The 21,699-nt window shown below is 62.4% G+C and carries 12 protein-coding genes and 1 pseudogene; 5 read left to right on the forward strand and 8 right to left on the reverse strand.

The window, feature by feature from the left end:
* Positions 1 to 18 precede the first annotated feature (18 nt).
* The 5 genes and pseudogenes from ABEA12_RS14820 to ABEA12_RS14840 form a co-directional block, all read right to left on the reverse strand.
* Positions 19 to 1,362 (reverse strand): glycosyltransferase, encoded by a 1,344-nt coding sequence (locus ABEA12_RS14820; protein WP_210099498.1) that lies wholly within the window; start codon positions 1,360 to 1,362, stop codon positions 19 to 21.
* A complete protein-coding gene (locus ABEA12_RS14825) occupies positions 1,359 to 3,557 on the reverse strand; it encodes a glycosyltransferase (RefSeq protein ID WP_210099499.1) in 2,199 nt (732 codons plus the stop codon). The genes ABEA12_RS14820 and ABEA12_RS14825 overlap by 4 nt, the downstream gene beginning before the upstream one ends.
* Before the next feature lie 274 nt (positions 3,558 to 3,831).
* The gene (locus ABEA12_RS14830) at positions 3,832 to 4,281 is read right to left on the reverse strand and encodes a UPF0158 family protein (RefSeq protein WP_210099500.1); all 450 of its coding nucleotides are present in this window, start codon (positions 4,279 to 4,281) and stop codon (positions 3,832 to 3,834) included.
* Between the two features lie 96 nt (positions 4,282 to 4,377).
* Positions 4,378 to 5,613, reverse strand: a complete 1,236-nt coding sequence (locus tag ABEA12_RS14835; protein ID WP_345468772.1) for an amidohydrolase — start codon at positions 5,611 to 5,613, stop codon at positions 4,378 to 4,380.
* 264 nt (positions 5,614 to 5,877) lie between these two features.
* A pseudogene (locus ABEA12_RS14840) lies at positions 5,878 to 6,969 on the reverse strand (IS630 family transposase).
* A 255-nt stretch (positions 6,970 to 7,224) separates the two neighbouring features.
* Here ABEA12_RS14840 and ABEA12_RS14845 point away from each other — a divergent pair.
* On the forward strand, positions 7,225 to 13,533 hold the full coding sequence (locus ABEA12_RS14845; RefSeq protein WP_210099501.1) for an anti-phage protein ProA: 6,309 nt from the start codon (positions 7,225 to 7,227) through the stop codon (positions 13,531 to 13,533).
* Positions 13,534 to 13,639: 106 nt separating this feature from the next.
* Here ABEA12_RS14845 and ABEA12_RS14850 read toward each other — a convergent pair whose 3' ends face one another.
* On the reverse strand, positions 13,640 to 15,586 hold the full coding sequence (locus ABEA12_RS14850) for a BCCT family transporter (RefSeq protein ID WP_210099502.1): 1,947 nt from the start codon (positions 15,584 to 15,586) through the stop codon (positions 13,640 to 13,642).
* A 341-nt stretch (positions 15,587 to 15,927) separates the two neighbouring features.
* Positions 15,928 to 16,305, reverse strand: coding sequence for a MerR family transcriptional regulator (locus ABEA12_RS14855; RefSeq protein WP_345468775.1), 378 nt, complete (start codon positions 16,303 to 16,305; stop codon positions 15,928 to 15,930).
* A gap of 181 nt (positions 16,306 to 16,486) precedes the next feature.
* Here ABEA12_RS14855 and ABEA12_RS14860 point away from each other — a divergent pair, with 181 nt between their 5' ends.
* The 4 genes from ABEA12_RS14860 to ABEA12_RS14875 all read left to right on the forward strand — a co-directional run bounded on the left by ABEA12_RS14860 (position 16,487) and on the right by ABEA12_RS14875 (position 21,197).
* Positions 16,487 to 18,001, forward strand: coding sequence for a SulP family inorganic anion transporter (locus ABEA12_RS14860; protein ID WP_210099503.1), 1,515 nt, complete (start codon positions 16,487 to 16,489; stop codon positions 17,999 to 18,001).
* An 85-nt stretch (positions 18,002 to 18,086) separates the two neighbouring features.
* Positions 18,087 to 19,418 carry a Na+/H+ antiporter NhaA gene (gene nhaA, locus ABEA12_RS14865; protein WP_210099504.1) on the forward strand — a complete coding sequence of 444 codons (1,332 nt, stop codon included), beginning with the start codon at positions 18,087 to 18,089 and terminating at the stop codon, positions 19,416 to 19,418.
* Positions 19,419 to 19,710: 292 nt separating this feature from the next.
* Positions 19,711 to 20,376: a DUF4956 domain-containing protein gene (locus ABEA12_RS14870; RefSeq protein ID WP_210099505.1), complete on the forward strand. Its 666-nt coding sequence runs from the start codon at positions 19,711 to 19,713 to the stop codon at positions 20,374 to 20,376.
* A gap of 2 nt (positions 20,377 to 20,378) precedes the next feature.
* Positions 20,379 to 21,197: a polyphosphate polymerase domain-containing protein gene (locus tag ABEA12_RS14875; RefSeq protein ID WP_210099506.1), complete on the forward strand. Its 819-nt coding sequence runs from the start codon at positions 20,379 to 20,381 to the stop codon at positions 21,195 to 21,197.
* On the opposite strand, the gene ABEA12_RS14880 is transcribed toward ABEA12_RS14875, so the two are convergent.
* Positions 21,194 to 21,694, reverse strand: coding sequence for a very short patch repair endonuclease (locus ABEA12_RS14880; RefSeq protein ID WP_210099507.1), 501 nt, complete (start codon positions 21,692 to 21,694; stop codon positions 21,194 to 21,196). The genes ABEA12_RS14875 and ABEA12_RS14880 overlap by 4 nt on opposite strands.
* Positions 21,695 to 21,699 lie beyond the last annotated feature (5 nt).

Below are 21,699 nucleotides of genomic sequence, written 5' to 3' on the forward strand. Positions count from 1 at the left end.
AGCCAACGTCGTGATCAATTATCCAACGCGCGAGGGGTCTTGCCTACTGGGCCCGGTTGCCTTGGCCAAGGCGGCGCGCAGTTGGGCGCTTCCTGCACCGTCGCGCAGCGATTGGCCCAGGGAGTGCAGCTCATCGCGGGTGTCCTGTGGAAGGGAGAGCATGGCGCCAAGGGCTAGCCGGAGCTCTTGAACCGTGGCGGTGTTCGGTGCCAGTGCCGCACCAAAGCCGATGTTCTCCAATGCAGCGGCCCCGGCGAACTGGTCGGTCGAAAACGGCAGGACGACGGTGGGCACCCCGAAGGTCAGGGACTCGGTGACCGAGTTGTTTCCGCCATGGGTCACCGCGGCGGCGGCCGAACCCAGCAGCGTGACCTGCGGCAGGAATTCACCCACCAGCCAGTTTTCGGGGACCTCGCCCAAGGACTCGGCTCCGGCGGAGCCGTAGGCAACGGCTGCGCGGATATTGGATTCCTTCAGGGCGGTGACAACCTTGTTGAGCACATCCCCGCGCACCGATAGGAAGCTGCCGAAGCTGACGTAGACAAAGGGTTCATCGCTCTCCGAGAGCCAGGCTTCGATGTGGTCCTCGGCGGATTCGGCGCGAACCGACGAGCCGATGAAGACGTGAGGGGGCAGGTGTCCGGTACGTTCTTCGGTCATGAGCTCACCGGGGTAGTTGAAGACCAGCACGTCGCCGTGTTCGGCAAAGGCATCGGGGGAAGGCGGGAGCTGGGGCGCCAACTGGGCCAGGGCCGAATTCCACTCGGAGGTAAACGACTCGGACACCCGGGTGCAAAGGTTGCGCAGCTCTTCGATTTCCTGGTCTTCAGGGGAGAATGCCGTTGGCCAGGCCGGGGGAAGGCCGTAGACTTCCGCAGCCGCCGGGAGGGGGAGGGCCGTGGGATGGCCCAGGACCACGTCGATGTGCTCGATGCCGGCGGCAACCATGCCCAGGCGTGCGCTGAAGGCCAAGTGGTCCACGATGATCGTCGTCGGTTTCACTTCTTCGACGATCTTCTGCACGGCCTTCGCGGTCTTCACCGGTTCCCACATGAGGTCGTTCATGCGTGCCTCGGCCTGGAACGCCAATGTCTGGACCATGCCCAGGCGGGTGGCGGCAAAGAACCCACGCAGCGCATCATCCTCGCCGTCGGGTTGCTCCTCGGCCCGGATCACCCCGGGATTCGAGCCACGGCTCAGCTGCAGGTGCACATGCTCAAAACCAAAGGACTCCACGATTGACGCGGTCGCTTCCCCCGTGGCGACCACCACCCGTTCGCCCGCTTCCAGCCAGTTGGTGCCCAAGGCAGCCAGCGGGTATAGGTGGGAGGCATAGTCGGGAGAGATAATCAGCAGGGTCATGGGGCGGAAACCAACTCTCTTTGAAGTTCCACATCTGCGTGGTGTACATCGGAATATACCTTGGCCAGGGCCCGGGCCATGGCTTCGACCGTGAAATCGGCCTCGACGACGGCGCGTGAATACCTCGCACGCTCCTCGGTGGTTTCCGCGGCGGCGCAGGCCAGTGCCTCGGTGATGGAGTTGCCCAAGAGGCTGGTGTCCCAGGTGGTGGTAAGGAATCCGGTGCGTCCCTGCTCCAGATAGGTGGCCGGGCCTCCGCCATTGGGCGCAACCACCAACAGGCCCGTGGCCATGGCCTCGAGCAACGCGATGCCGAATTCTTCCTTAAGGCTTCCGCAGACATAGACCCCGCGAGGTGCCGCAAACCCGGGTAGCCCGGTACGTGCGGCTGCAACCCAGTGGGCCACTGTGCCGTTGGGGCGGTGGCCCGGCAGGAACAGCCCGTGCGCGGCACGTTCGCCCGGATCGATAATTGAATCAATCCGTGCAAGCTGTTCACGTTCATCTGCCGAGGGATTCTTCATGTTCCCGCCGATCAGCAACAGGTTTGCGGTGTTGCGCAGATCCGAGTTCGCCCAGGCCTCTACGATCGAAGCCATTCCCTTGACCCGGTGGAAGCGCCCCACACTGATGACCAGCGGCAAACCACGGCGCTCCTGTGGCAGGGCACTGAGTAGTTCGGCCAGTTCTTGAAGCGGCTCGGCCGCTTGCTGTCCTGCGGCGTGCTCCTGGGCCCGGCGGACTGCGTGGTCGACGACACCCAAATCGATTCCTTCGGGAACAATGGTGTGCCTGTTCGGTTCGGCGGCCATGTCCAGGCCCACCAGTTGCTTCATGTCGTTTTCGAGGTTGGGCCTGGGGAAGAAGATGGTGTGGGCGGCATTGGACGCCATGCGCTGCACCAGTCGGGCGCGGAACCAGAAATGTTCCACGGCGTCGATTTCCCCAAAGTTTTCCCGGGTCAGCTGTCCGGCGAGATCCATGGAATTGATGACTGCGTGCGGGTCGGGCGCCGCGGTGAAGATGACAGGGATATCGAGCTTCCGGGCAACATCGAAAGCAGCCAGGCTGCCCACGTCCGCCATACGCAGGTGCAGTGCGTCCACATGTCCCACGGATCTGAGGATGCGGTGGATACCCCGGCGGGCAGCCACGCGCAGCGGCCATGCGCTCGCCGAGGGCAAAGGTCCCTGCAATAGCGGAACCCGGCCGTAGAGGTGTCCGGTTTGTTCCTCGGCCAAGGTGGCCATGCTTTGCGCGGCCGCTTCAAGGCCACCGCGCGAAAGCGTCAACACTCGGTCGACCGGAACCTGGCTGCCGTCGGTTTGGGATCCGTCCTCGTGGCCGGCGACCAGGGCATCGCCCAAGCGAACCAACAAGGTGGCGATCCCGCCGTTGTCCCCGCTGCCCGCCTGGCTCAGTTCCGCATCGATATCGGCATGCAGGAAGAGCTGGGCAACGGTCAGGCCCGTTTCGCGTGCGGCAGGAACCTCAGTGGCAACCGGTCCCGTCGCCTCGGAAAGATCGCTCAGTGAAAGCCGTGCGGCTTCTGCGAGCAGGCCGGTTCCCTGGGCGATCTCCTGAAGCACTGTGGATGTTGATTCCTCGGTGCTTCGCTGTCCCAGGGCAATGACGGCTGCGACGCGGACTGTTTGTTCTTCGGCAGCGTCCCGCGCAATGCGGGTCAGGGGAGAAGCGGCCATGGAGTGCTGCACCAAGCCCAGGGTTTCCACCAATCGATAGCGGCGTGCCGGTTCGGTGACACCCAACAACGCACTTTCGAGTCCGACGGCAACCATTTCCGGTGCCGGGACCGCCCAGCCCTCCAAGGTGCGTTGGGCCAACATGGCGGCGAACCCCCCGGAAGAGACCAGCCCGATGAGGCGTCCCAAGGATCCTGCGCGTGGTGCTCGGGAACTGTGTGCCCACGCGGCATGTTCGCGAATGAACCCTTGGTCACTGGAGAGCAACTCAGAGAGGACGACATCGGCTTCCTCGTCACCGATCTGGGCCAGTGCGTGGATAGCTGCGATCGCAGCGACCTGGTCGTTCGCGGCGATGGTGCTACGCAGCAGGCGCATGTTGCGCACCCCGCCATCCCGGCTCGCTTCCACGGCTAGATCGTCACCGAGCCGTAAGGCATCGACCAGCCGTTCGGCCTTCTTCACCGCATCAAGACAAATCTGGACTCTCACGTGTAAACCTCTTCAACGAATGTTCAGGCCGGCACAGCATGGGTAACGCATTGCCAATACTATCTGATTACTAGCTAAGCTAGCTAGTTTTTTCGGTGTAGGGATAAATGAGAGGAAAAAGGCTCTGCTTGTTGGCGGGTTTCCGGCGCTGCAGCTCGTTGGCTTGCCCCGTGACAGGTCTGTCGATTCCGGATGTCACGACTAAACAATGGGTCTAATGGCGCCCGCTATCTCGCTGCGAAGCCATACTTGGGGTTGCGAGGCAGCGAAGCCACTACTCCTGAAGGTTTTCGCTTTCTGAGTCGGGGTCGGGATCCTCGATGGCTTCGACGGAGACCAACCACCGCACGATCACCTCGCGCATGGCCTCGTCCTTGAAATCGAACCACGCCTTGCGCTGATCCGGGAATGAGTTCAATGTTTCTTTGAAATGACGGAACGGTTTGCTGCGGATCAACGCCTGCTCGAGTTTCATGCGGGCTTGGCCCTCGGGCAGTGCGTGGGTGAAATCCTCCATGTGCCGGTATGACTCATAGGATTCGATGCGATCGATCCAGACGTAGTTGCCCTCCTGGATGTCTTGAATCTCCAGGTCGTCCGAGAATCCGGGGAGCACTACATCGCCGGTGTCAAGATCCAGGTAGTACTCGGCGCCCATGGAACCATCATCCTGCATGACACTGGCGATCATGTCCAGATCAAGGTCTTCGAGTTTCAGCATCATGCGTCCTTGCCACGGGTTGGGTGAGGTGTCCAACCAGCCTCGCGGCACCTCACCAATCACGCAAGTGTCCCTTGGATGGAAAAAACGTCGGGTACATCAAACCTTGCCGAGCTTCGAGAACAGTGCGCGCACCGCCGCCTGGACCCCGGTGCTCAGTGTCGGTTCGATAACCGGGGCAAAGAACGGCGAGTGGTTTGCCGGTGGGGTGCCGGCAGCCAAGGCCGCGGCGTCGTTGCCGCCGAAGAACCAGAACACCGAGGGCACACCGATGGCGGCTGCCAGAGCCCCGAAGTCTTCGCTGCCCATCACCGGTTCTCCGTCCACAACATGCTCCTTGCCGAATTCGGCACGGAACGCCTCGGCGAGCTTCGCGGTCTCCGTCGGGTCGTTGTGCAATGGCGGGAAAGCGGAGATATCCTCGATCAGCGGTTCCATGGCGCCGGAGGCTTGGGCCTCGGCGGCAATGATGCGCCGGATCGAGGAGAGCACCATGTCGCGGACTTCGGCTTCAAAGGTGCGCACGTTGATGGTGAACACCGCGCGGTCAGGAATGATGTTCTCTTTCAACCCGGCGTGGAACGAGCCGACGGTCACCACTGCGGAAGACTGGGGGGCCACCTGCCTTGAGACGATCCTCTGCAAGTGCAGCACCATGGAAGCGCCCAACACGATGGGGTCGACGGAGTTTTCTGGCATGGACCCGTGGGACCCTTGGCCGTACACGGTGACCTTGAAGGAATCCGCGGTGGCCATTGCCGCCCCCGGCATCAAGCTGACGGTTCCTGCCAGGGACGCCATCACGTGCTGGCCGAAGATGACCTCGGGCTTAGGGGCCTTGTCCCAGAGTCCGTCCTGGACCATGGCGCGGGCTCCGACGCCCGTTTCCTCCCCGGGTTGCAGGATAAACACCACGGTCCCGGACCACGCGTTGCGGGCACCTGCATAAAGCTCGGCGGTTTTCAATGCGGTGGCCATGTGAGTGTCGTGACCGCAGGCATGCATGAGAGGGACGGTGGTGCCGTCCGGAAGCTTGCCGGTGGCGGTGCTTGCATAATCCAGGCCAGTGTCTTCGAGGACCGGCAATCCGTCGGTGTCCGCACGCAGACCGATAACCGGACCCTCGCCGTTACGCAGCACGCCCACAACTCCGGTGCCTCCGCAGCGGAAGACTTCCAATCCCAGATCTTCCAAGCGCTTGGCCAGGTAGTCGGCGGTCCGGTGCTCCTGCATGGACAACTCCGGGTTGGCGTGCAAGTACTTGTAAGTTTCGTGCAGGTCGGCAGTCGAGTCCGGGTTCATCCTCAGGGACTGCGGGATGCTGGTGCTTCTCATGAGGTCTTGGCTTCCTTGCTTTGTGGGGGCATTGCTCTGGATAGGCGCCACTGCAGTCCGGCCGCCGGTCCGTCGTTCCAGAAGACCGGCACCCGGCAATGGAAGCGCTTTGGTACATGAGACTATCCGGGTGCCTGATCAATAGCCCCTTGAAAGATGAGGAGAGTGGTTCCTTGCGATCCGTCTTTAGTTCTTCGCGGCCACTGTGAGGAGATCTGCAGCCTCCTTATCCGGCGTACTTGGAGCTCGCGGTGTCGAAAGTACCTAGTGTCCCGCGCCGTTAATTCGTTTCAATAGTCGTCCCAACGATTCAAGGATCTCCTCGGCAGTCTTCGTCCAGATAAACGGCTTGGGATTTTCATTCCATCCCTTGACCCAGTTGCGCAGGTCCTTCTCCAGTGTCTGCACGCTTCGGTGGTCACTGCGTTGGAGCAGTTCCCGCGTCACTTCGGCAAACAATCGCTCAACCTGGTTGATCCAGGACGAGTACGTGGGCGTGAAGTGCATCGTGAACCGCGGGTGCCGGGCCAGCCAGGACACAATGGTCGGACTCTTGTGTGTCCCGTAGTTGTCGCAGACGATATGCACGTCCAGTTCCTCCGGGACCTGCGCATCGATCTTGGCCAGGAATTTCTTGAACTCCACGGCCCGGTGCTTGCGATGGGTGGAAGCGATCACGGTCCCGTCAACCACGTTCAAGGCGGCGAACAGGCTCGTGGTGCCGTGCCGGGCATAGTCATGGGTGCGCTTTTCGGGCATGCCCGGCATCATCGGGAACGCGGGCTGCGACCTGGACAAAGCCTGGACCTGGGACTTTTCATCCACCGACAGGACGACGGCGGATTCGGGCGGGTTCAGGTAGAGACCCACGATGTCGTAGACCTTCTCCACGAAGAACGGATCGTTGGAGAGTTTGAACCCGTCGGTGCGGTGAGGCTTGATGCTAAAGGCTTTCCAGATCCGCCCGACGGTGGACTTGGATAGTCCGCTGCGTTCGGCCATCTTGGAGCGGGACCAGTGGGTCGCGTTTTCCGGAGTGCTTTCCAAGGTGGCGACCACGATGTCTTCGACCTAATCGGCGCTGATGGTGGCAGGGCGTCCCGGGCGTGGATCATCGCTGAGCCCATCCAATCGATGATCCACAAACCGTGAGCGCCACTTCGTCACCGTCGGTGCCGAGCATCCGACCAAGGTGGCGACGTCCTTGTTGGTCATCCCCTCGGCGCAGGCCAGGACGATCCGTGAACGTAGCGCCAGCGCTTGGGAGGACTTTCGTCTGCGGGTCCATCGTGAAAGCTGGTCGCGTTCTTCATCGGTGAGGATCAGTTCTGCCTTGGGGCGTCCGGTGCGTGCCATGTATCAATTTTAACACTTATTCAACGAATTTACGGCGCGGGACACTAGCAAGAGCGAGACACCGCGGTGTGCTTCGTCCTGCGGCGTTCTTGCCGAGGCTGGCTGATAGCGTGAAAGCCGGTTCACATCGTCAAAGTGGAAAGAACCCGCCTTCACGTTTCTTGGCCCGCACACGGGGTTGATGGGATAAGTTCTACTAAGTGAATCCAAGCACCCGCGACCGGCCGGGCCCACGCAGGAAAGAGGGATGCGCTCGTGAGTGTCCAGGGTGACTACGTGGGAGCGGCACTGGAAATCATCTCAGGTGCCTTGGCCGGGTTCGCTGAAGAAAAGCGGGCGATGCGCATCGCCGCAGGAGGCTGGACGAAGCTGTCGAACAAGCTCGACCACGTCCTTCAAACCCCCGAGGTCTCCACCGGCGTCGGCGCACTGGGTGCCCAATTGCGCGTGTTGCTCTCCTCCACAGACCCCGAACTGACAATGGCGCAGGAACGATTGACGCGGGCGGTGCAGGAAATTCGCCAAGGCTGGGCGAACAACACCGACTTCGATTCCGGAGCAGCGCAGCGCAGCCTGGAAACCTGTACGGACTTCCTGGCCGGGTTGGAATTGCAGGATGCGGCCGACCAAGTACGTCAGATGCTGCAATCCCTTGCCGTAGGCGATATGGGGAAGGTTTCAGCCCGTGAACCCGGTGCCGGTCCGGTCTCGGTGCGAATCACCCACGGCAAAACAGTCAACTACGCCACCGCACACACCCATGCCCGGATCCTTGAACGGATCGTGCTGGATAACCACGGGCAAAGGGCCCGGCAGGTCCTGGTGACGGCGGTGGCCATGCGCGGGAACCTGCCGGTTTCCGCCGTGGCACGTCGGTCCATGGAATTGCCGTGCGGAACCAGCACAGTCCACGACTTGGACGTGGTGCTGGATTTGGCCGCCTTCTCCCTGGTCGATGCGCGGAGTCCGGGCCGGCTCGTGGTCAGGGTGGCCGAAAACGGAAAGCTCATTGCCGAGGAATCAGGCGAGCTCGAATTACTGCCGGCAAGCCATTGGCCCGGCGCTTCGAACCAAGCGAACGCCGAGTTGCTGGCGGCATTCGTGCAACCCCAGCATCCGGCGCTTGGCCAACTGCTCTCCGCTGCCGGGGACCTGTTTCGCACGCGCACCGGTGGCGAAGACCTCGAAACCACGGTGGGCGGGACCGAACGGGTTGACCTGTCGGTGTCGTGCATCTTCGAGGTGCTCGGCTCCCGCGGCATCCGCCTGGGTGCCCAGCCCACGGGCTGGGACCTGGGCGAGGTGGGAGGGCAATACCTCCGCGGCGCGCAGGAGGTCCTCACTGAACGCGTCGGCAGCGCACTGGAGACCACATTGCTGCTGGCCGCGCTGCTCGAAGCCATCGGCATCAACTCGGTGATCTGGCTGTCCACCGACCACGCCTTTTTGGCGTATTGGCGCATCCCCGACGGCGCACTGCCCAGCGCCAGCCTCGATGCAGAGGGCGCAAGCGCTCTGCTGAACCTCATCGGCGCCGGGCACCTGCGTGTTGTGGAGAGCACCGGTGTCACCAGCGGGATCCCACAGCCCATCGCCGAGGCATCGGCCGGTACTCTGCGCGAGTACGCCCAAGGTGCCGAAGCTGCCGGGCGCCTGGTCTATGGGGTTGATGTCAGGGCCGCGCGACGCTCCGGGATCACACCGCTTCCGGCCCGCGGCCTCTCGGATACAGGACGGCCCGTTGTCATCGAGTACAAGGCGGCTGCCCCGGATACGCTCGAGCGCTTCTTCAAGGAAAAATCCGAACGACGCCTCCCAACACCGCTTTCCACTTCAAGGACGGAGCCACCACGCATCACGGCATGGAAGAACGGGCTGCTCGATCTGTCCTTGCGCAACCGGCTGTTGAACTTCACCGAACGCTCACGCGTCCCGCTGGCGGTGCCCGAATCGGTGGTTGACGGGTTCGAGGACCTGATCAACGACGGCAAGGCCATCGAGCTGCTGCCGGCCAACGAGATCGGTGCGCTGGATGCACAACGTTACTCCTCGGGTCCGTTGCTTCCCATCGAACGCCGCATCGAGCTGCTCCTGACCCGCGCAAGGGTCTACACCCGGCTGGAGGAGGAGAAATACGTCTCACGGCTGCGCAGGCTCGCAGGTGAAGCCAAGAGGATCACCGATGAGAACGGCGCAAACAACCTCTACCTCGCCCTGGGTTCGCTGAACTGGTCGGTCGAGTCGCGTGCCTTGCGTTCCCCGTTGTTCCTGATCCCCGTCCACCTGAAACCCGCCGGACGCGGAAAGCACTACCGCGTCGAAATCGACGAGACCGGAACCTCCACCCCCAACTTTGCCTTGGCCGAAAAATTGCACGAGCAATTCGGCCTGCGCATCCCCGGTTTCGAGGACCCCGTGCTCGATGCCTCTGGCATCGATGTGCCCGCGGCGCTCGCGGCACTGCGTGAGGCGCTGGTGGCAGCGGATCTTCCCTTCCATGTGGAGGGAACCGTGGATCTTGCGATCCTGCAATTCGCCAAGTTCAGGATGTGGCGGGACCTGGACGAAAACTGGGAGACCTTTATGGCCGCCCCGTTGGTGCGCCACCTGGTTGAATCCCCAACCAGCGTATTCAACGATCCTGCAGGCACTGATTCCGGGGCGCTGGTGGAGGACCTCGATGCGCTGGCGGCCCGTTGCCCGGTACCCGCCGACTCGTCCCAGCTTGAGGCGGTCGCCGCAGCCTCCGCCGGTCGCACCTTTGTGCTGGAGGGCCCTCCGGGGACAGGAAAGTCCCAGACCATCACCAACCTGCTTGCCCACGCCATGGCCGAAGGCAAGAAGGTGCTCTTTGTGGCGGAGAAGCGTGCGGCGCTCGAAGTGGTGCGCAAGCGCCTGGACGAGGTGGGACTGGGCGAATTCGCCTTGGACCTGCATGACAAGAGGTCCTCCCCGAATGCGGTGCGCGCCCAGATCAAGGCCTCGCTGGACCACCTGGTTTTCGCCGACCACGCCGGGATCAAGCTAGCGGAAGGGGACCTGGAATCTTCGGCGCGCAGACTCCGCTCCTACGCGCGCGACCTGCACGATCCAAACCCTGCCGGAGTCTCCGCCTACGGGGCACACAACGCCGCCCTGTCCATGGACCCGGAGATCCCGGCGCTGCCGGTCCCCGTATCCTTTGCCGCCCGGGCGGGCCAGCAAGAGCTCGCCGCGGTGCGCGAGACGCTTCTGCGCTTGCCCGAAACCGCGCAGCCAGCGGCCCCGAGCAACGATCACTCCTGGGGTTTCATCGCCGGACCGATCAACAGTGAGGGCATGGACGCCCTGCTTGCATCCACCCGTGAGCTAGATGCCGCGTTGGCCGATGCAGGGCTCGCCAACGCCGAGGCGGCCATCACTGTGCTTATCGAAGCGGCAACGGGTCCCGAGGACCTGCGTCAACTTGCCGAACTCATCGATGCCGTGGTGCCGCTGGAGGTGCTTGATGCGGTCGGCGAACCGACGTGGCGCCAGCGCACCCACAAGCTGCTGGCCGAAGCCACCGAGCTGGCGACGTCGATGCCTTGGCTCCCTAAGGTGGTGGACCCCGTTGTTCTGGAAATGGATCTTGCCCCGGTGGAAGCTGCCGCAGCGGAAGCCGACAGGTTTGGATTCCTCGGCCTGGGACGCAAGAAGCGCCGCGCTCAGGTCATCTGTGAATACTTCGGTGCGCACTGGAGAGGCAACGAATCGGATGCCAAGAACCTCGTGGCCGTTCTCCACTCCCTCATCGAGGCCCGCGCCCGATGCTCCGGTCTCGTTGCGAACCTGCATGAATCCCCTGGCGTCGTGCTGGGATCACACTGGAACCCGTTCATTGAAGGCGACATCGACTCGGTGGCCCAACAGCGCGACCGGCTGCTGCACCTTTCCCGGTTCGTCCCTGTCGCAGGTGCAGAAACGAATGCTTCATACGCCCACACGCTGCGTGAGGCCCTGGGCCGCCAGGCTCCGTTGGCCCCGGAGCTTGCTGCCGAGCTGCGGTGCATCGCCGCCGCTTGGGATCGATTGGCCGGCGCGATCCCACCCGAAACCCGCACACACTCGATCTGGCCTTCCACCCACGGATTCCTGGGAAGCTACCTGAAAAGTGCCAACGAGCGCGGCAGCGCAGTTTCCCGGGGCCGGGGGCTGAAACGCTGGGTGGCATTCATCGAAGCGCTCGAACCGCTGAAGGCACACGGGCTGGATGAGGCGTGGACACAGCTGGCCACCGGTAACTTCCCGGCATTTGATGCATGGCGCGGATTCATGCGCGGCACCGCAGAATCGTCCCTAGCCGAGAGGCTGGGCACCCACGGATTCGATACCTTCAACACCGACACCCAGATGCGCATGATCGAGCGTTTCACTTCCTCGTCCCAGGCGCTGCGCAAGCACCTGGGCAAGTCCCTGCCCGAGAAAATCATCACCCGTCGCGCGACCGAACTCAAGAAATCCGAGAGCCGCGTGGGGGAACTGGCCCGGCAGCTTGAGCGCCGTCGCGGCGGGATGAGCGTACGCCAGCTCATGGATTCCTATGGCGACCTGGTGGCCACCATCCTGCCCTGCGTGCTGGTCAGCCCGGACTCCGCCGCCAGGTTCTTCCCGCCAAGGGCCGGGGAATTCGACATCGTCGTCTTCGACGAGGCGTCCCAGATCCGGGTCGCCGACGCGATCGGCACCCTGGGCCGTGCGAAGTCCGCGGTCATCGTCGGGGATTCGAAGCAGATGCCGCCAAGCTCCTTTGCCGAGGTGTCCACCGGGAGCGAGGATGACCCGGAATCTCAATTGCTGGTCGCCGATGAGGAATCGATCCTCAGCGAGGCCGTCATGGCGCGCATCGGGCGCCGCTGGCTGTCCTGGCACTATCGCAGCCAGGACGAGTCACTGATCGCCTTCAGCAACAAGTACTACTACGAGGGCAAGCTCTCCTCCTTTCCCTCCCCGCGCAACGGCTCCACGTCCCAGGCGCCGCCGGGCTATGGCATCACCCATCGCAGGGTCCCGGGAACCTTCCACCGCTCCGGGGATGCCGGTGTGCTGCGCACCAACCCGGTGGAAGCAAACGAGATCGTGATGGAAATCAAGAAGCGCTTTGCCGCATCCCCGGATTCGACCCCGTCGATCGGCGTCGTCACCTTCAACGCCCCACAGCGCGACCTTGTCGAGACCCTGCTGCGCGATGACCCGGACGAGCGTCTCGAGGCGGCCCTGGATGCGGGGTCCGAGGGCCTGTTCGTGAAGAACCTGGAAAACGTCCAAGGCGACGAGCGGGACGTGATCCTGTTTTCCACCGCCTTCAGCGCCAACGAGCAAGGCAAGCTGCCGCTGAACTTCGGCCCGTTGAACAACCTTGGCGGCGAGCGGCGGCTGAATGTAGCCATCACCCGCGCCCGGCGCCAGGTCGTCGTGTTCTCCAGCTTCGACCCCGGGCAGCTGCGTGCCGAGGACTCCTCGGCACTGGGCATCAAGCACCTGCGGGCGTACCTCGACATGGCGCTGGAAGGTGCACGGGCACTGGGACAGGGTTCCACCGTGGCTATGATCTGCGACAGGCACCGCGATCAGGTGGCGGTCGCGTTGCGTGAACGCGGGCACCACGTGCGCACCAACGTCGGACTCTCCGAGTTCAGGATCGATGTGACCGTAGCCCTGGCCGAATCCCCCAAGGAGCCCGTGATGGCCATACTGCTGGACAACGAACCCTGGGCCCGGCGCAAGACGGTGGGGGACCGCGACGGGTTGCCGGAAGCTATCCTGCGCGATCTGCTTGGCTGGTCCGCGGTGGCGCGGATCTGGCTGCCGGCTTGGCTTGAGGATCCAGGCAAGGTCCTTGATTCCCTGGAGGCCGAACTCCTGCGGGCAACCCGGGAACCGGATGCGGGGAAGCCGCATCCAACGGCGGCCTCGAGGCACAACGGAACCGAAGAGGCCGTGGACCCCGGGATGCCTCCGCAGCGCCAGCCCGGCAAGGCCACGGACTATGTGCCTTGGCGGGTGCGCCAGGTGGGGAACCAAGCTGAACTCGATGACCTGGGTACCAAGGCGGGCAAGAAGAAGGCTGCTGCGCTACTGGGAGAGATTCTTGCGGCCGAAGCCCCGATCGATCCCAAGCGCCTGGCCAAGCTGGCCATCAACGCCTATGAATCCGGCAGGGTCTCGGGGGCCAGGGAAGACGCCATGTTGGCTGCCTTGGATCCACGGCTCCACGAACCCGATGTCGATGGCTTCATCTGCACCGCCAGTGAACGGGGGCAGGAATGGACCAATTACCGCACGGGCTTCGCGGCGCGGGAGATCGCGATCGAGGAGATCGCTCCCCGCGAGATCGCCAACCTCATGTGTGCCCTGGTGCTCGAGGGCGGGCAATGGGGTGTTGACGAGCTCAAACGCGAGGCGATGGGAGTGATGGGATATTCGCGCATGACCAAGAAGGTTTCCCAGTGGCTGCAGACCGGGCTTGAATCGGCCGTCCGGGCCGGACACCTGGAATCGGTTGCCGGGAGGATCCGTGCGGTGCCAGAGGTCGGGAACTTGTGAAAACGACGCAGGCCGTGCTCTGCCATCTCCCTTGCGGGGATCTGGCCAACCACGGCCTACATGCATACAAGACAGGGAAAGGTCGGGCCTTTGCCTCTCATCGGTGTCAGGGGGTCTTGGGATCCTCTTCCTCGCCTGCCTTGGCTGCGTTTTCGGCGGCTTTGCCTTCCGAAACCCAACCGTCGTCGTATTCACCGGCCTTGTAGTCGTATCCCACGGGAGTGCCTTCCTCGTCGTGGCGCTGGTACCACTCGGTGACTTCGGCTCCGTGGGAGTCGAAGCCGGCTCCGGCGCCGTTTCCGTTCTCCGCCTTCTGCACGCTGAGCTCGAAATCATCCCCGTAGTCGTCAATGCCGGTCCTGACGGCGTTTTCGATGGCCTGGTAGGCGAAGTCCCGGCGGATCATCAAGGGATCGCTGCGCAGGTCCTTGGCGAAGGCAATCATCAGCAGGATGAGAATCAAGGCGAAGGGCAGGGCGGAGACAATGATCAGGTTCTGCAGGCCCTCCAGTGCGGTGCTTCCTCCCACGAGCAGCATCACCACCGCGATCCCCATCATCGCCAGGCCCCAGAAGACGATGATCTTCTTGTCAGGGTTAGCCTTGCCACGCTGGGAAAGGATGCCCATCACCACGGAGGCCGAGTCGGCGGAGGTGATGAAGAAGATCGAAACACATGCCATGGCCACAAAGGGAGTGATCTGGGCCAATGGAAGCTGGTCCAAGACATTGAAGAACAAATCCTGCGGGGATGAATCGGTGCCGATGTCCGAACCGTTCATCCTCAACCAGATGGAGGTGCCGCCAAAGACGGTGAAGGCCAGGGCGCCGACCAGGGTGGGGACAACCAGCACGTACATCACGTACTCGCGGATCGTCCGGCCGCGGGAGATCCGGGCCAGGAAAATACCGACGAATGGCGACCATGAAATCCACCAAGCCCAGTAGAAGACCGTCCAGGTGGCGGAGAAGTCAGCAGCCTCGCCACCCCATGAGGGTCCCTTGCTCATCATGTGCAGAAGTTCCGAGAGGTACTCGGCCAACGAGGCGGGGACGAGGTTCAACAAGAACAGGGTTGGCCCGGCGACAAACACAAAGGTTGCCAGGGCGAAGGCCAATGTCATGTTGATGTTCGAGAGCCAACGGATACCGCGCCCGATGCCGGAAACGGCCGAGGCCACGAAGGCAGCACTGAGGATCGCGATAATGATGATGAGCCCGGCATTGGATAGCTTGCCGATGCCGCTGACGATTTCCACCCCGCGACCAACCTGTAGCGCTCCGATTCCCAGGGAAGCTGCGGTGCCGAACAGGGTGGCGACGATGGCGAACATGTCGATCAGGCGGCCGGGGATGCCTTCGGTTTGGCGCTTGCCGAACAGCGTGGTGAAGATTGAGCTCATCAGCGGGACCCGGCCACGGCGGTATGCGCCGTAGGCCACTGCTGCTCCGACCAATGCGTAGATCGCCCACGCGTGCAGACCCCAGTGGAAGATCGTCTGGGCCATGGCGCGGTGAATTGCTTCGCGTGTTTCCGGGTCTGCCGTGCCCGGTGCCGGAGAGATGAAGTAGGCCAACGGTTCGTAGGGGCCAAAGAAGAACAGGCCGATGCCCATGCCGGCCGAGAACATCATGGCAATCCACGAGAACTTCGAGTATTCGGGCTTCTCTCCGTCCACTCCCAGGGTAATACGGCCGTACTTACTGAATCCCAGGAAGATCATGTACACCAGCACCAAGGAAACCAACGAGGTGAACAACCATCCGACGTTGGCGACGACCCAGCTCAACGCTATATCCGAAACGCTCTTCAGCGATTCGGTGGAGATCACGCCCCAGGCAATGAACGCGAGAATCAGCACTGCCGCGATGCTGAAGACCAGACGGTCGGTACCGTACTTGATCCGCTGGTCGTCCACCGATATCCCGGGAACAAGCCCCGGGTGGATCTTATGAGGGTAGTTTGCCTCAATCTTGCGCAATAACGAATGATCCTCGGAAATGATCGGATCATCCCCCTCCACCGGTGGCGCGGAACCTTGGTTTTTCGGCATCGGTCTATTTCCCGTCCTGGAAACTATTTTCTGCGAACTAAAGCGATAGGCAACTATACGGGGTGCTCGCGAACCAGCTGTACTTAGCCATCACTCACTGGCCAAGCAAGAGACAGCTGGATCAGTCGCTGTCCGTAGCGGAATACGGTGTTGCATGGGACGGTCCGTTGGTTCTGTGGCTAGGGCCGTAGACCCTGCCTGCGAGGCGGTTTCCTGCGCGCAAGTGCCATGGAAAGCTGAAACAGGGGAGTGCCCGTCGGGGAACTTCAGAAGCCTTTCCGCAGAGCGCTCCCGGAGCTTGGCAGGCGGATTGGTATGACGGGCCGTGCCGGGAGTGTTGCCTACCTGGTGCGCAAATCCGCCAGAAAGGCGTCCGCTCGGCGTAGGTTCAGCGCCAACTTTTCACGCTTGTCGTTGGCTTGGGCGATGAAATCTTCCATCTTGGTTCGGGCCCCGGTATCCGTTGCGTCACTTGCCAAGATGTCGACGGTCTCCAGCAGCTCGCTCATTTCCTCAAGGGTGAACCCCAGCGGTTTCATGGAACGAATCACCAGCATGCGCTTCAGGTCCGACTCGGTATAGATCCGGAATCCGCCGTCGCTGCGCGTGCTGGCCGGCAGAAGCCCCACCTCGTCATAGTGCCTGATGGTGCGCTGGGACAGACCCGTCGCCTCTGCCAAGTCCCCGATGTGCATTGTCCGTTCAGCGGTGCTCGACATCAATTTCCCCGTCTCCATGGATGCTAACCCTACCCTGACGTTAGGGTAGGGTTTAAATTCTTCGGTGCGCGCTGCCTGCCCTCTTGGTGGCATAACACGTCGCCGCACCAGGGCACACCGCCCCGTTAGATTGCACGTCACCGGCGCCGTGCGCGCCGCCCCCATTTGAACGGAACCAGCAATGGCCACGAATACCACCGAGCGTCCTCTCCTGTCCCCGGAAGAGCGGCAATCAGTGCTGCGTACCTTCAAGTCCCCGCGACTGCTCAAGACCGAGGTGCTCGCCGGGCTGGTCGTGGCCTTGGCCCTGATCCCCGAGGCCATCGCGTTTTCGGTCATTGCGGGCGTTGACCCGCGCATCGGGCTTTTCGCGTCCTTCACCATGGCCGTGACCATCTCGTTCCTCGGTGGCCGCCCGGCGATGATTTCCGCGGCGACCGGTGCCATTGCCCTGGTCATCGCCCCGCTGGTCGCCAGCCACGGCGTGGACTACTTTGTCTCCGCGGTCATCCTGGCCGGAGTCTTCCAAGTGATCCTCGCGTTGCTTGGTGTGGCTAAGTTGATGCGCTTCATCCCGCGCCAGGTCATGGTTGGTTTCGTCAACGCCTTGGCCATCTTGATCTTTATGTCCCAGGTTCCGGAGCTGCTGGGTGTCCCGTGGCATGTTTACCCGCTCACGGCATTGGGTTTGCTCATCGTGTTCGGGCTGCCGAAGATCACCACGGTCGTTCCGGCACCGTTGGTGGCAATTGTCGTCTTGACGCTCATTGCCGTGGTGGCTTCCCTGGCGGTTCCCACCGTGGGAGACAAGGGCGAGCTGCCCGATAGCCTTCCGGCACTCTTCATGCCCAACGTCCCGCTGGACCTTGAGACCCTGAAGATCATCTTCCCCTACGCGCTGGCTATGGCATTCGTTGGTTTGCTGGAGTCGCTGATGACGGCAAAGCTTGTAGACGACGTCACCGATACCCGCTCAAACAAGACCCGCGAATCCTGGGGTCAGGGTGTGGCAAACATCATCACTGGTTTCTTCGGCGGCATGGGCGGCTGCGCCATGATTGGCCAGACCATGATCAACGTTAAGGGATCGCACGCCAGGACGCGTATCTCCACCTTCCTTGCCGGGGTCTTCCTGCTGATCCTGGTGGTGGCGCTCGGAGACATCGTCGCGCTGATCCCCATGGCCGCACTGGTCGCCGTGATGATCTTCGTCTCGATCGCGACCTTCGACTGGCACAGCATCAAGCCCTCGACATTGCGCATGATGCCCAAGAGCGAAACCACGGTCATGCTGATCACGGTGATCTTCACCGTGTGGACGCATAACCTGGCCATCGGCGTCGGGGTCGGTGTGCTGACCGCGATGGTGCTCTTCGCCAACCGCGTGGCGCACTTCGTCACCGTCACCCGCACCGTCGATGAACCAAAGGACACGGCGTCCTACGTGGTCAACGGGGAGTTGTTCTTCGCTTCCTCCAACGACCTCTACACCCAGTTTGAGTACGCGATGGACCCGTCTAACGTGGTCATCGACATGCACGCCTCACACCTATGGGACGCTTCAACGATTGCTGCCCTGGATGCCATCTGCGAAAAATACCGGCAACATGGCAAAAACGTCGAGATCGTGGGCCTGAACACCGCGAGCTTGAAGATGCGCCAGTCGATGACCGGGAAACTCGGTGTCGGTAGCTAACTATTTCACGTACTGTGGAAATCAGGTGAGCCGGGAAGTCTGGTCGGCAATAATATTGTCGATCCCACTTTAAGGACCTACGCCTATGGGCCTCAAACCCGTTCCCACACGACCGCTGATCGGACGCGGCAGCTACGCTGAAGCGTTGCGCATCGGCGAAATCCTCCGCAAGGAAACCATCGGTGGGGCACTGCTTGTCTTCGCCGCGGTCATCGCCCTTATCTGGGCCAACTCACCGGCCGCTGAAAGCTATTTCGCACTGCGCGATTTCAAGGTCGGCTTCGAGCCGTGGCATTTGGAGCTGAGCCTGGGGGCCTGGGCCGCCGATGGACTGCTGGCGGTGTTCTTCTTCCTGGTGGGCCTCGAGCTGAAACGGGAAATTGTCGCCGGGGATCTGCGCCATGTTTCCAAGGCCATCGTTCCCGTCGCCGCGGCAGTGGGCGGCGTCGTCGTCCCGGCCTTGATCTATGCGGCGATCAATTGGAACAGTCCGGAAACCATCTCCGGTTGGGCCATCCCCACGGCCACCGACATCGCCTTTGCCGTTGCCGTGCTGGCGGTCATCGGTTCACACCTGCCCACCCCGCTGCGCATCTTCCTCTTGACCTTGGCGGTGTTCGATGACCTGATGGCCATCACCATCATTGCGATCTTCTACACCAGCGAAATCAATACCACTGCGCTGCTGCTCACCTTGGTGCCGATGGCGCTCTACGGATTCCTGGCCCAGAAGTACCGCCGTTTCTTCGGGCTGAACCCTTCGGCGGCCTGGTTCATCTTGCTCCCGTTGGGATTCATCGCCTGGGCACTGCTGCACGCCTCTGGTATCCACGCCACCGTTGCCGGGGTCGCGCTGGCCTTCACCATTCCGGTCCGCCACCGCGCCAAGGACCAAAAACAATCCACCGGTCCGGGCTTGGCAGAGCTTTTTGAGCACCGGTTCCGCCCGCTCTCCGCGGGTTTCGCCGTACCGGTCTTCGCGTTCTTCTCCGCCGGCGTGGCCATCGGCGGGTTCGAGGGCTTGGCCTCGGCACTGGTGGATCCGGTGGCCATCGGCATCGTTGTGGCCCTGGTCCTGGGCAAACCCATCGGAATCATTGGTGCAACATGGGTGACGGCCAGATTCACCAAGGCGACGCTGGATCCGGCACTTCGGTGGGTTGACCTCATAGGTGTCAGCCTGCTGGCCGGTATCGGCTTCACGGTGTCGTTGCTGGTCGCCGAGCTCAGCTTCGGTCTGGGAACCAGTGCCAACGACCATGCAAAGGTCGCGATCCTGGTGGCTTCGGTCTTGGCCGCACTCCTGGCCTCGATCCTGCTGGGCAGCCGTAACCGCCAATACCGCAAGATCCAGGAGCGGGACAGCGTCGATGCCGACACCGACGGCATCCCGGATGTCTACCAGCAAGAGCAGTAACACTGCACACCGGAGCGTTGGCCGCCGGTCGGTTCGATCCAGCAGATTTTTGCCTCAGGATTGGACGTCTTTCACTACCCCTTGGACTCCCCGGCTGCGCAAGCTGATGCTTCAACAGGGGCCGGGCAACTTCGCACCGGAGCCCGGTTCGTGCTGTGCTGCGTGCAGGCTGTCCGGGAGCTGGGTCTTAGATGAGAGATCTCTCATCTGCTTCTCCTTTTGGTCTCATGAAGGCTCCATACAGTACTAGTCAGAGGAATAACGTACGTCCCTGAGAAGATTGGAGTTCGACATGATGAACTTTTGGATAGCCTTGGCAGCCAACATGGTTGCAATTATTCTGCTGGTTTGTGTCGTCTACTACCGCCGGCACTTCCGCAAGGACCTGGCTCTGGCTTACTTGGCACTGAACATGGGCATCTTCGGCGTGACGATGCTGCTCAACGGTTCAGGCGCCGGCGCCGGCCTTGGCTTGGGTCTCTTCGGCATCCTGTCGATCATCCGACTCCGTTCCAACACCCTGACCCAGGAAGAAGTCGCCTACTACTTCATTTCCCTGGCCATCGGCCTGATCAACGGTTTGCACCCCGATCCTTTCTGGCTCTCCCCGGCGCTGAGCGCTGCCATGGTCCTGGTCATGTTCGTTGCCGACCACCCGGCCTTCGGCCGTCGCACCATGCACCAGACCGTGACGCTGGATGCGGCCTACCCGCAGCCCCACCAGCTGAACGCCGCACTCACCGAGCTTCTTGACGCCAAGATCCTGCGCACGCTGGTTCTTGAACTCGACATGGTCCGCGACCTGACCATCGTCGATGTGCGCTTCCGCACCAACGCCCCGGCTGGCAAGCGCAGCACTATGCTTGAGGCGCCATCAATCGAGTCGATTCCGGTTCCAGCGCATGCGGGAGCGCAGACCCCCGACGAGCGTGGCTTTGCCCAGCACCAGGGGCGATAGCAATGACCACGATCCAAAGGCCCGAAACCCAGATGCTGGCCGGATCCTGCGCCCTGGCCCTTGACACCGTTGCCGGGAAGGCGAACCCGATCTCCCTTGAGGAGGTCGTGAGCGAGGCCGCCCTGCAAACCCGGGTGGACAAGAAATTCCTGCTCAACGCCGTCGAGTTCACCGAGTTGATGGACAGGCTCGGCCCGGCATTCAGGATCATGCAGATCAAGGACCGCAGACTGTTCAGCTACGAGTCGGTGTACTTCGATACTCCCGACCTCCAGATGTTCACGGCGCACAAGCAGGGACGGCGCCGCCGGTACAAGATCCGCACACGCACCTACGCGGACACCGGCCTGTGCATGTTCGAGGCGAAGTTCAAGGGCTTGCGCGGGGCGACGGTGAAACACCGGATTCCCTACGACCTGGGGGACCGGGACATCATCAATGAGCAGGCGGCGGCGTTCCTCACCGAGCGCCTGGCCACCGAGTACCACCAGGGGATGCCGCACCTTCAAGCGGTGATGCGCAGCGACTATGTCCGCGGCACCTTCGTGAACCCGTTGGACGAGGAACGCCTGACCTGCGACGTGAACCTGGTCTATTCCCAGGATGGCACCACAATCCACGGCCCGGACCTGTTTGTGATCGAGACCAAGAGCACCGACGGCCGCGGTGCCGCTGACGCGGCGCTGTCCGCGATGCGGATCCGCCCGGTGGGCATGAGCAAATACTGCGTCGGCATTGCGTTGCTGCATCCTGCCCTTGCCGCCAACAAGTGGAGCCGGTTGCTGAAGCAGAAGTTCGGCTGGGACCGCACTGCCGCCTAACCGCTCCGCTCTTGCCGGGAAACCGAGGTAGGTCCGAGGAACAGGGCCAACCGCTGGAGAACGGCCTCGGGATCGGTCAGCTCGCATTCCCACAGCACGAGCGATGAGAATCCCAACGCCTTGAGCTCTTCGGCGTTTTGGCCGTCGCGCTCATCGGTGCGGTCGCGCTTTGCGGCCCAGAACCGGGCATTCGTCGCCGGGGCATGAATCCCGGCGGCGCAGCTGTGCAAGTGCCAGAAGCAACCTTGGATGAAGACTGCTTGTTTCCGCGCAGCGAAGACGATGTCGGGGCTGCCGGGCAACTTGTTTCCTGGCAACCGAATATCCGGGCTCTGGCGGTGCAGGCGCTCAAGCGTTCCGTGCGCGATGCGTCCATGGAGCAGGTACCGATATCCCGCGGCGTGCAACAGCTCGCGCACGAAAAGCTCGGGCTTGGTGTCCTTGGCCCTGATCTTCGACATGAGTATCGAGCGCTGCTGCGCGGACATGGTGTCCATGCCTC

The sequence above is a fragment of the Paeniglutamicibacter antarcticus genome (assembly GCF_039544305.1).
Taxonomy (GTDB): domain Bacteria; phylum Actinomycetota; class Actinomycetes; order Actinomycetales; family Micrococcaceae; genus Paeniglutamicibacter; species Paeniglutamicibacter antarcticus_C.

Bases quoted from the DNA above. Each gene is read 5' to 3' on its own strand.
- ABEA12_RS14835 (WP_345468772.1), bottom strand. From the start codon at position 5,613: ATGAGAAGCACCAGCATCCCGCAGTCCCTGAGGATGAACCCGGACTCG.
- ABEA12_RS14870 (WP_210099505.1), top strand. From the start codon at position 19,711: ATGATGAACTTTTGGATAGCCTTGGCAGCCAACATGGTTGCAATTATT.
- nhaA (WP_210099504.1), top strand. From the start codon at position 18,087: ATGGGCCTCAAACCCGTTCCCACACGACCGCTGATCGGACGCGGCAGC.
- ABEA12_RS14830 (WP_210099500.1), bottom strand. From the start codon at position 4,281: ATGATGCTGAAACTCGAAGACCTTGATCTGGACATGATCGCCAGTGTC.
- ABEA12_RS14880 (WP_210099507.1), bottom strand. From the start codon at position 21,694: ATGGACACCATGTCCGCGCAGCAGCGCTCGATACTCATGTCGAAGATC.
- ABEA12_RS14820 (WP_210099498.1), bottom strand. From the start codon at position 1,362: ATGACCCTGCTGATTATCTCTCCCGACTATGCCTCCCACCTATACCCG.
- ABEA12_RS14875 (WP_210099506.1), top strand. From the start codon at position 20,379: ATGACCACGATCCAAAGGCCCGAAACCCAGATGCTGGCCGGATCCTGC.
- ABEA12_RS14855 (WP_345468775.1), bottom strand. From the start codon at position 16,305: ATGTCGAGCACCGCTGAACGGACAATGCACATCGGGGACTTGGCAGAG.
- ABEA12_RS14860 (WP_210099503.1), top strand. From the start codon at position 16,487: ATGGCCACGAATACCACCGAGCGTCCTCTCCTGTCCCCGGAAGAGCGG.
- ABEA12_RS14850 (WP_210099502.1), bottom strand. From the start codon at position 15,586: ATGCCGAAAAACCAAGGTTCCGCGCCACCGGTGGAGGGGGATGATCCG.